This is a genomic window from Levilactobacillus hammesii DSM 16381 (genome assembly GCF_001434395.1).
Lineage (GTDB): Bacteria > Bacillota > Bacilli > Lactobacillales > Lactobacillaceae > Levilactobacillus > Levilactobacillus hammesii.
Genome location: NZ_AZFS01000064.1, coordinates 109232 through 119609, shown reverse-complemented (window position 1 = coordinate 119609; position 10378 = coordinate 109232). Strand labels below are relative to the sequence as shown.

Genomic DNA, 10378 nt, shown 5'->3' with positions numbered 1-10378 from the left:
TTGAGAAGATTCTTGGTTTTCAAATCTTCAATTTTAATCACATCATATTGTTTGACAAGTTGGATCGTTAACTGATGTAGGTAATTCTGACGTTGGTTAGCGATTTTTTCGTTGTATTTTGCCACCATCAGTTTCGCTTTCTGATAATTTTTAAAATCAGACAGTTCGCGGGCCTCAGGAACTTGATTGTGATGATCCCAGGCAATTTCTTTTTGTGCCTGATGTCGACGACGCGCTAACCGTTTTTCCCAGTAGTATTTTTTCTTAGCCAAAAGCTTGTCAAAGCGAATTGTCGGCTTCTTTTGGCCATCACTAGTGATCATCAAATCGGCCACACCTAAATCAATGCCAACCATTTGGCCAGTCTTGACTAAGGAACCGACTTCGGTTTCAACCAACAGTACTGCATAATATTTACCGGTTGTTGAAAGCTTGATGGTTGCATTTTTAAGCTGACCGGTAATCTTTCTACCCGCTCTAAAAGGCATCAAGCCAACCTTAGGAATTCGAATAGTGCGTTCGCCTTTGATGGCTAAGCTAGTCCCTGAGAACTTAACGTTGTAACTTTGCTTGGGAAATTTACGCGATTTGAACTTAGGGAAGCCAACATTGGTTTCCTTAAAGAACTTTTGAAAAGCGGCCACTAGGTCATGGCAAGTCGATTGTAGACTGGTACTTTCAGCTTCCTTTAACCACGGGTATTCTCGCTTCAACGCTGGTAGCAAGCTATTAAGGGCAAAGGCATTTAAGAATGGCGCCCGGGGATTGTTTTCATGACGATTACGCATCATGTTTAGCATCTGATTCCAAACAAATCGATTACAGCCAAAGTTAAGTTTAATCTTTAACTGTTGTGCTGGACTTGGGTAAATTCGTAGCTTAATGCCTTTCAGGACCATCTGCTCACCGCCTTTGCACAGAGTATATCACAGATGTTATGCTATACTATGTGTAACTACTTACAAAATAACTTATAAGAGGATATACGTATGATTAAGTATGAGCGTACTAACGTCTATGATTTTAACTTTCACTTGGTTTGGGTGACAAAGTACCGTAAACCGGTCTTTACGTCCCCTGAAAAGTGTTCGGCCTTAAAAGATATTCTCAGCGACATTGCCCAAAGACACACCATTGAAGTTTCTAGCTTAGAAATTATGCCCGACCACGTGCACATGATTGTTAGTTTTGCGCCTAAATACGCGCCTTCTTCAATTGTAAAAGCCTTCAAAGGTGGGTCAGCCAAACAATGGTTTAAGCAATTCCCTGAAACGAAGCAACAACTGTGGGGTGGTCACTTGTGGTCGCCCAGTTTTTTCATGAGTACTTTAGGCAATGTCTCAAAAGAAATTGTGACGCAGTACATTGATTCACAGTTAGATCAATACAATGGTGGTCGTCCAAGACGTTGATTCATCTCGGGATTGAAATACCGAGTTCTCTCAACTGACGCCACCTATAGATTACTAACGAAATTTCTCGCGAATCAGTCTCACCATTTACGCAATCTTAGCTAAACTTAAGAATTACCGGATGCCGGCACCTTGAATTTCCCCAGGAACGTCGCCACTAATCATGCTATACTGAAGAAGACGCTTACATTAATGACGGCTGCAATGATGATGGGGCTTCGTATTTTACAAAATGAAGGGTGGCACCACCAGGGACTCCCTCTTATTACTGCGGGGCATTAACGTTGCGCACTCATTTCAGCCGTTCCTTTTACGCGAAAATTTTGGGCACGCCCTTTTACAAGCAGACCAGCGTGAGAAATTACAACACCACGACAAAACTCAAACAACTTTTGGAGGTTCCACATGATTAGAAACGTTGTTCACGATCCCACTCAACTCAGTACCAAGGCCCAGCCCGCGACAAAATTAGACGCACCGGTTGTCACCGATTTGCTAGACACTCTCAAGGCCAACAGCGACAACTGCGTCGGCATGGCCGCCAACATGATCGGCGTCAATAAGCGGATTATTGTGGTCGACATGGGGATCCTCCCCGTGGCTATGATCAATCCCACCATTACCAAAAAAGCGGGCGCCTTCCAAACCAGCGAAGGCTGCCTGTCGCTTACGGGCGAACGCCCCACCACGCGGTATAAGACCATTGACGTGGACTTTCTCAATCAGAATTTCCAACGCCAGCACCAAACCTTCACGGGCTTCGTCGCCCAGATCATTCAACACGAGGTAGACCACTGCGAAGGCATCGTGATTTAAACAAGGAGGACTTTTGAGATGACTGAAGAAGAAAAAATGTTAGCGGGTAAGCTCTACGACCCGTCCGATCCTCAGCTCCAAGAACGGCTGCACTACGCCCATCGTTTGTCGCAAGAATACAATATGACCTTCGATGATGAGACAGAAAAGCGTGAGGCGATTCTCGACAAGCTGGTTCCCGACCACGCTGAAGGTACCTACTTACAGGGCCCCATTTTCTTTGACTACGGAAGCTATACCCACCTGGGCAAGCATTTCTACGCCAACGCTAACTTTACGGTGCTGGATTGCGGCTACGTCACGATTGGGGATAGCGTCTGGTTCGGGCCCAACGTGACGCTGGTAACCCCCATGCACCCGCTGCGCTACCAGGAACGGAACCTCCAGCCCCACGCAGACGGGTCGCTATTTGATATCGAATACGACAAGCCCATCAAGATTGGCGATAACTGCTGGTTCGGTAGCAACGTCACCGTCATTGGCGGCGTCACGATTGGCAACGGCTGCGTCATCGGTGCTGGCTCCGTGGTCACCCGCGACATTCCGGACAATTCGCTGGCAGTGGGAAATCCGTGCCGCGTGGTGCGGGAGATTACCGAGGAAGATTCGATTAAATACAAGTCTGAAATTCACTAAACAAAACGTGCACCTCGTGAGCTGAAACAGTTGACCTCACGAGGTGCACGTTTTTATTTATTTTTCCACCATAACCGATAACTTCCCCAGCAGATCAACCCGAGGTTAAAGAGCATCAACAGCCCCCACAGCCACAGATAATCCGTGAGCAACGGGGAATGTTGGGTATGCAGGAGGTCGGCGGTCATGCCCAAGATGATGAGACCATTGACCAGCAAGCCGATACGCTTGGTCCACAACGTTCGGGCACATGCCGTCACCACCACGACCACTAAAATGAGGGCAACGGTCACGACATCCGGATCGTGCCAATTAAAATCCAGGCCTAAACTGCTGGTCGACGAAGGTACCAGCGACATCACCAACAAGAAGTAAAGACTGCCCAACCCACTCAACAGGGGAACATAACCGTATAGCTTTTGCATGAGCGGCACCATCCCTTCTCAATTGCTTTTTCTGTACCATAGGCGATTAGGGTGAGAAAGTAAACTGATATGCTGAGGTATAGTGCTCACACAAAACATCCGATTGATTACACCTTATTGTCTCAGCAGAACTGCACAACTTTTCAGGTCTATCTACAACAAAGATTTTTATGAATTTCAAAACGCTATACTATATACAACGTACGAACAACAAAGTTAACAGTCCAGCAATGAAATGTAGCTATCATCATTTAATACGTATCCAAACTACATTTCAAAAAGTAATTTTACAAATCGGTTACATACTTTCCGAGTTCTATCATCAATTATTTTCTTTACGACTGTAAAATCTCCTTGCCCCATTTGCTTATAGGCTTCTTCTAACTCCATTTCTGAAGGATACATCATTTCGTCTAGCCTACCACTATCACTCACTAACTCTTTCGCTTTTTTCGTAGCGATCCTAATAGTATCAAGTTTTCTTCCTCTATTTTGTCCCGGTTTTATCTTATATGACGCCGTTTCATAGAGATCTTTTGTTTGCTTAATTTTATTAAGCTCAGTATCTAATAATACTGCATTACCAATCCCAGCCCCCTTAATTCCATGGTCTTGATACTCATCTTTCAAATAGGATGCAGCGATTATATGTTCAAAGTCATAACTATTCGCCGGTTGAAAGCACTTTGGATAACTTAAGTTAGCAAAAATGGTAGTCAATGCTTTTGTCTTTGCTGTGAACCTAATCGATGGATCTTCATTCTCCGCATACGAATTAAATGCTGCCATTATTTGATCCTCACTTGGCTTTTTCGTATAGCTTCTGGGTTCCGCCCCTGTCGTGTAGTAGCTGTTCAATCGACTATCTCCAGATCCCGACCAAGTCCTTCTCAAAAAATCAATAACATAATAAATCGGCAAATTTTTGATTGTATTGGTAATTTCAGCATCCTTAGTCAATCTAGACTCGTCATTCTTCCTATGCTTTATTTTCCAAATACTAGCAATATATGACAAAAATTTTAATTTCGAGCTTAATCCAGTCTCAAACTCTTTACGATTCTCACTATTTAAATATTTGATTCTTTTCTTCGTTAGCGGATCGAACTCTGCATTAATCTCATTAACAATTGATAAAACCTCGTTAATAATCTGCACATGATTTTTGGAAATATCATCTATTTTCTCAATAATATGACTTAACTTGTTACTTGGAGTCCCTGTAATTATTCCTAAGGTTCCAAAACCTACTTCATTGTAGAGATCATCCCCTTCGGTTCCCTGAAGCAGTGCAGGAGAGTTTTCAACAATTAACTTGCCTAACCCATACGCAAATTGCGCTAAATTAATAAGCCGTGCTTCTTTAAATTCACGAATATTAAAATTTGTGATTTTTATATTTCCTCTATCGCTTTTCATCCGCTCAAAACGATCGATTATTGAACTAATAATTTTATTAGTGTCATCATTATTATCTAATTTAAATTTCTCATGGCTCCAAGCCGCAGTAAAAACCTGATATTTAGATAACCTTGTGCCGCTTTTATTTAAACCAGAAAATACATCTGCTAGCTCATCTGAACTCCCTAAAAAGTAAATAACAGGGATTTTTAAAGTATTAAGATCAATAAAACTATTAATCTTATTATCAAGAGCTGTTATCAAATCTTGTATCTTAGCAACTGCATCATCCCGGTCATCTTGAGATACGCCAACTTTGGTCGGTAAAAAGCCCTTATAAGACTTAATGTTCACATTAGCCCTTTTGTTATTCTTAACTAAACCCGCATACCAGGTCTTGACATCCTCTTCACTTTTTGAAGTCCAACTTTCTCCTACTTGCTTATTATATTCTTGAAAAACTCGCAGGAATTCTTTTAACATCTTCTCTGAAGAATTACCTTGCCAAAAACTTCCTGGATCATCTTCAAACTCCCTCATCGTCGAATAACGTTGTAAGCCATCAATGATTGAATATTCATTGTTTTTATCCTTAACATTTACATCACTACCATTAACCTGATATAACAGTAACGATCCAAATGGAAAACCTTTAGCTAATGCATCAATAAAATCAGACTTGGCCTTATCAGTCCAAACTATGTCTCTTTGGTACTCGGGAACCGTGACTTTATTTTTTAGATCACTGTAACTAATCGAGCCTGACTCGTACTTAATTTCGACGCTCTCATTACTCATAATTTCATCTCCAAAACACCATTTTTTAAAGCCTTCTAATACAAAATTGTATCATGCACAGCCTGAAATCTATGCTACTATTCCATTTACTTCATTACAGCGTCTTCAGTCTTCGACAATTCCAACGCCAGCCGCAGATTCAAACTCGTCTGAGGGTTCTTAACCGACTGCCCCAGAATCTTCTCACACTGCTTGATCCGGTACTTAATCGTATTGCGATGAAGATACAGGGTGTTCGCAGTCTTCGTAATCTCACAGTTATAATCCAGGTAATACTGCAGGGTTTTCCGCAGATCAATGGTGGAAGGGTCCGTTGGGTAAGCCAGATCCTTCAGCACCTTCTCACAGTAATAATGAATGTCCTCATCATTGGCGCCCTCAAACAGGCTGATCAAGCCCCGTGGATGATAGTAATTCAGCATGTCGGGATCTTCCTGCTGCTTGACCTCGTCCAACGCCAACTTAGCCTCAATGTAGGAGCTCGAAATCTCTTCAATCTCATCGTAGGGATTGCCAAATGAAAAGCTCAGGTTAATGTCGAGCTCCTTCTTGAGGCTCTTAATCAGCGTCTTAACCGTTCGCTCAAAGCTGACTTCCTTGGACTGGAACAACAGCGCAATATCGTTGCTATTCTTCACCTTGAACGCCACCACATCACGGATCTTAAGCGGCAACTGCTCCTGCAGCCAGCTGTTGGCCACTTCGGCTTCTTCTTTCCGGTAAAAGATCTGGTTCTTATTTTTTTCGTTGGGCACACAATAGACTAGGGCAATACGGTAATAGTCGCTTTGCACCAGGCCATAGTTCTCCCCCAAGTCGATCCAGTCCCGATCCTCATTGCTTTGCTCCGTCTTGGCCTTAATCAGTTGCGACAGGAAGTCACTCTTCATGAGGTCAAAAAACTCCTGCACCTTTTGGTTCTTATAGAGAATGAAGGTCAACACCAGAACGGCCTGCTCAATCGCAAATTCCGAGATCGGATACGGAATCTGCTCCGGCCGCAGAACGACTAAGTAATACGGGAAGTGATTTGCCACCTTAACCGGATAGCTCAGCACCTGAATATCATCACCCTTGATGTCCTTGATTAGCAGGTTACTCTTCCCCTCATTGATCTTCTCATAGTTCTGGGGCGTGAGCTGTTCGGTGTAAAACGACGCCGGGTGATCCGAGCCCGAGAAAAATTGGGAGCTCCCGATCACCTTGTGCCAAGGATTGAGCATAATCACCGGCGCATTAATGATTTTGCCCAATTCCGCGACAAACCGGCTATTGCTGACGTCGTGCATCAACAGGTTGGAGAAGCTCTTTTGAATATCTAACGCATATGTAAGTTGTTCCGTCTTGCTGTCCATTAAGTAGCTCTGCATTTGATAGAGCAGGCCCCCCAGCGGCTGGGTACTGGGGACTTGGATCAACGGGAGGTCGATCTCAGTGGCGTATGCCACCACCGCTGGATCGATCTCCTCAATGAACCGGCCCACCTTGATTCCCAACGCCGCCACGTGGTGCCCCACCAGTGACGCCAGAAACGGTTTTAGTTTCTCCTGACCGTTCCGAAAAATCATCGCCGTCGTCAGAATAATGGCGTTGTCTGGAATAAAATTGGCGACATCGGGTGTTTCGGTAATTTCGACGCTCTCGACCGGTCGCTCCATGTTTTTATGAGTCGATAGGACCTCCAAATCGGAGAATCGTGGTAAGCTCAGTAACTCCTTGAGTGTGCTCACTTTAGTTAGCCTCCTTAAATAAAAGTTAGCGCTTTCATCTCTCCAATTAAAACACATTTGGTTAAAATAGACAAATACCATTAATTTATGGTGCAGAGTATGCAATGAATTTCTTGTGAATCTCCTTATAATTGTCACTGTAAGCGTTTACATATACGGTGAAATTGGAGGACTTATCATGGACAAAGTTACAGAAAAATCAGGTATGGCCTATTGGAAGAAGATTGTCATCTTACTCTGTGCCGGCTGGATTACCATTTGGATTTACCGTTCTGCCCTTGCGCCGGTCTACCCCCAAATCCGCTCATCACTTGGCGGTGGGGTGTCCGACACCGCGTTGGGTTCCATCTCAAGTTTTTACTTCTTAGGTTACGTTGTCATGCAGATTCCCGCGGGCTTCCTGGTCGATAAGATTGGGAAGAAACGCGTCTTGATTCCCGGCTTTATTCTATTCGCCATCGCCGCCCTCATCGTGGCCATGGCCAGTTCCATTCAGATGATCTACGTGGGCTCCGTCTTAGCCGGTCTGGGCTGTGGTTCCTTCTACGGTTCCGCTTACTCCCTGACCTCGCAAAACATCCCCGCTGACAAGAAGAGTTTCTCCACGGCCATCGTGAACAGCGGGTCCGCCGTGGGTTCCGGTCTGGGAATGATCCTCTCCAGTTTCCTGGTGGCCCAACAAGGCATGCCTTGGCAAACCATGATGTACATCACGATTGTCATGATTATCTGCATGGTCATTGCATTCCAAGCTATTATTAAGAGCAACAAAGACGATATCGTCAACATCCAAGCTGCCGAAGAGGCTGCCAAGGCCACTAAAGCCGAAGCACCCAAGGTCAAGGAAAAAGTATCCCTGGCCACCCTCTTCCAGCCCAAGATGCTCTTCGCCTACATTTTATATTTTGCCACCTGCTACGCCTACTACATGATCGTGACGTGGCTTCCTAACTTCTTAGCCACTGAACGGGGCTTCCATGGTGCCGCCATCGGATTCTCCTCCTCACTGGTAGCCTTCGCCTCCATCCCCGGTGCCCTCTTCTTCAGTAAGCTGGCTGATAAATACTTAAACAAGAAGATTCAATTCATTGTGGTCTTGGAACTACTCTCCGCGGCGATGTTGCTGTTGACGGTTCAGGCCAAGACTTCCGCCTTCCTACTGACCGCCCTCATTCTTTACGGATTCCTGGGCAAATTGGCCGTTGAACCGATCATCATTTCCTGGCTGGGTGAAAATGCGCCCGCTGTCGGTGTCGGGACTACCTTAGGGGTCTTCAACTTCTTCGGGATGATGTCGTCAATCATCGCCCCTGCCCTGACCGGAAGTATCTCCGACGCCACCGGTTCCAAGGTCTTAGGTTTCTACATTGCCATCATTCTGCTCGCTGTTGGGACAATTTTGTTCCTTCTGGCTAACTTACGTAAGAAGCAAGCCTAGGGTTAACCCCCAACTTGCTGTGAGTTCTCCGTTAATTTCAAATTTTACAATTAAATAGATATGATGAAATACCCATCGTCCTTGCTACTCACTGCCAGATTGTATCATCGATCGTGAGTGGCAACGACGATGGGTATTTGATTCTTCGTTTACCCTGACTGGAGGTCCTCGTTGTGTTCAAAAAAATCAGCTATATCTTTGTTTTCGCCTTTTGTGGCAGTTTGCTACGATTGGGCTTAACTTCGATGACCAATCACCATCTGACCACCATTCTCTTGATCAACGTCATCGGATCGTTCCTACTGGCGTTTATCTCCAAAACACTGCCGACGCTAATTCCCCTCTCAGAGGCCGTTATGGCTGGTCTGACCGTTGGCCTGGTCGGCAGCTTCACCACCTTCTCAACCTTCTCAATGGACGTTGTCCGCCTCTTACAGCAGGGGACCATGGGACTCGCACTCACCTACTGGTTAGCCAGTCTGCTACTCGGCTGTGGCGCCGCCGTTTTGGGCTTTCGTTCAAGTGCTCGCGTGACGGAAAGGGCGTGACCAGATGTTGGCAATTCTCTACATTTGTCTAGCCGGAAGCTGTGGCGCCCTCACCCGGTTCACTGTGGGCTATGTGACGGACCTGCTCATTCCCCCGACGAGCTTTCCCGTCGCGACCGTGTCGATTAATATCCTGGGCTCTGGTCTGCTGGGGATTGCCACCGGACTGCTCGCACCGACTGCCCTTCTCTTTCAGGTTGCCAGTGGCTTTCTAGGCGGATTCTCCACCTTCTCTACCTTCACCAACGACTTTATCAAGCTGATTGATCACAAGCCCATTACCGCCATGAGCTATCTGATTCTCTCGGCCACGCTGGGGGTCGTCAGTGCTTTTGGCGGCTACACACTCGTCACTTAAATTGGCTTGCCTATCACCAAGCAATCAGGTATTATTATATTTATCGCGAGTCTAGGTGCGGTTTTACCGTACGCGAGGAAGAAGCAGTGGTCGCCTAGCTAACGACCCTTCATGACTGCTTCTTTTTTTGTGCGCCAAACATATATGGCCGAAACGTGGAACCAAAGGCAGTTAACGCCACTTAACCCCAATAGACAAACAATCCAAACCCGGTATTTTCCGCCTTATAACGTTAATGCTCAGGGGTAGTGTCCTTAACCCTAATATCGTCGAAACGTGGGACAGAAGGCAGATCCCTGCGCTTAACCCCATTAAGAGCATAATCCAAACCCGGGATTTTTCTCTTAATGACGTTAATGCTCAGGATCTAAACGCCTTCTGCCCCACTCTTTTTTGTATTCGTTTAGATTATTAAATCATTAGTGAAAGCGTTGTCCCCAATGACCACCCAGCGTATAATATGGGGTAACCGCAAGTCTAGTGTGGTGTCGTGTGAGGGAGCAGTGGTGGCTGCTCCCTTTTTGTGTACCTTTTAACCCACCCATCAGCTAGAGTTACCATATACCATGGTCTGATGCGTCCTGAATTACAGAGAAGCAAAGTATTAGCATTAGCGTTTCCCTGCCGCGGTGCCCCTTACATCCCGCAATTCTGACCGATTTCATTTGTGGATGGTGTATTGACCGACCGTATAGCGCTGAGTGACACTTAAAGGTCAACGTTAAACCGCTATGATTGGCAACCTCCTGAGTAGCCGTGAGTGCGCCAAATTTGAGCTCAGCCGTGGGATTTTTCAAGTGCTCTAACTTGAAAAAT

The 10378-nt window shown here is 45.4% G+C and carries 10 protein-coding genes; 6 read left to right on the top strand and 4 right to left on the bottom strand.

The genetic code is table 11. From position 1 onward, the window contains the following. Positions 1-899, bottom strand: an 899-nt coding sequence (locus tag FD28_RS10945; RefSeq protein ID WP_420806200.1) for an RNA-guided endonuclease TnpB family protein, incomplete at its 3' end; no start/stop codon positions are given. Between the two features lie 90 nt (positions 900-989). On the opposite strand from FD28_RS10945, the gene tnpA reads away from it, so the two are divergent. From tnpA to FD28_RS10930, 3 genes are all read left to right on the top strand, one after another. Further along, positions 990-1412 carry an IS200/IS605 family transposase gene (gene tnpA / locus FD28_RS10940; RefSeq protein WP_057735087.1) on the top strand — a complete coding sequence of 141 codons (423 nt, stop codon included), beginning with the start codon at positions 990-992 and terminating at the stop codon, positions 1410-1412. Positions 1413-1817: 405 nt separating this feature from the next. Continuing rightward, the gene (locus FD28_RS10935; protein ID WP_057735086.1) at positions 1818-2228 is read left to right on the top strand and encodes a peptide deformylase; all 411 of its coding nucleotides are present in this window, start codon (positions 1818-1820) and stop codon (positions 2226-2228) included. 18 nt (positions 2229-2246) lie between these two features. Next, on the top strand, positions 2247-2864 hold the full coding sequence (locus tag FD28_RS10930; protein ID WP_057735085.1) for a sugar O-acetyltransferase: 618 nt from the start codon (positions 2247-2249) through the stop codon (positions 2862-2864). Between the two features lie 53 nt (positions 2865-2917). Here FD28_RS10930 and FD28_RS10925 read toward each other — a convergent pair whose 3' ends face one another. The 3 genes from FD28_RS10925 to FD28_RS10915 all read right to left on the bottom strand — a co-directional run bounded on the left by FD28_RS10925 (position 2918) and on the right by FD28_RS10915 (position 7218). Then, positions 2918-3289: a hypothetical protein gene (locus tag FD28_RS10925; protein ID WP_057735084.1), complete on the bottom strand. Its 372-nt coding sequence runs from the start codon at positions 3287-3289 to the stop codon at positions 2918-2920. A gap of 267 nt (positions 3290-3556) precedes the next feature. After that, positions 3557-5488, bottom strand: a complete 1932-nt coding sequence (locus tag FD28_RS10920) for a DUF262 domain-containing protein (RefSeq protein WP_057735083.1) — start codon at positions 5486-5488, stop codon at positions 3557-3559. Between the two features lie 86 nt (positions 5489-5574). Beyond that, positions 5575-7218 carry a PucR family transcriptional regulator gene (locus FD28_RS10915; RefSeq protein ID WP_057735082.1) on the bottom strand — a complete coding sequence of 548 codons (1644 nt, stop codon included), beginning with the start codon at positions 7216-7218 and terminating at the stop codon, positions 5575-5577. A gap of 178 nt (positions 7219-7396) precedes the next feature. On the opposite strand from FD28_RS10915, the gene FD28_RS10910 reads away from it, so the two are divergent. The 3 genes from FD28_RS10910 (at position 7397) to FD28_RS10900 (ending at position 9562) form a co-directional block, all read left to right on the top strand. Then, positions 7397-8656, top strand: coding sequence for an MFS transporter (locus FD28_RS10910; protein WP_057735081.1), 1260 nt, complete (start codon positions 7397-7399; stop codon positions 8654-8656). 173 nt (positions 8657-8829) lie between these two features. Further along, positions 8830-9204, top strand: coding sequence for a fluoride efflux transporter FluC (locus FD28_RS10905; RefSeq protein ID WP_057735080.1), 375 nt, complete (start codon positions 8830-8832; stop codon positions 9202-9204). A gap of 4 nt (positions 9205-9208) precedes the next feature. Further along, on the top strand, positions 9209-9562 hold the full coding sequence (locus tag FD28_RS10900; protein WP_057735079.1) for a fluoride efflux transporter FluC: 354 nt from the start codon (positions 9209-9211) through the stop codon (positions 9560-9562). Positions 9563-10378: the final 816 nt, after the last annotated feature.

What these genes read in the sequence shown, in the direction of transcription:
- FD28_RS10910 (WP_057735081.1), top strand. Translation starts at nt 7,397, where the DNA reads ATGGACAAAGTTACAGAAAAATCAGGTATGGCCTATTGGAAGAAGATT.
- FD28_RS10925 (WP_057735084.1), bottom strand. Translation starts at nt 3,289, where the DNA reads ATGCAAAAGCTATACGGTTATGTTCCCCTGTTGAGTGGGTTGGGCAGT.
- FD28_RS10935 (WP_057735086.1), top strand. Translation starts at nt 1,818, where the DNA reads ATGATTAGAAACGTTGTTCACGATCCCACTCAACTCAGTACCAAGGCC.
- FD28_RS10930 (WP_057735085.1), top strand. Translation starts at nt 2,247, where the DNA reads ATGACTGAAGAAGAAAAAATGTTAGCGGGTAAGCTCTACGACCCGTCC.
- FD28_RS10920 (WP_057735083.1), bottom strand. Translation starts at nt 5,488, where the DNA reads ATGAGTAATGAGAGCGTCGAAATTAAGTACGAGTCAGGCTCGATTAGT.
- FD28_RS10900 (WP_057735079.1), top strand. Translation starts at nt 9,209, where the DNA reads ATGTTGGCAATTCTCTACATTTGTCTAGCCGGAAGCTGTGGCGCCCTC.
- tnpA (WP_057735087.1), top strand. Translation starts at nt 990, where the DNA reads ATGATTAAGTATGAGCGTACTAACGTCTATGATTTTAACTTTCACTTG.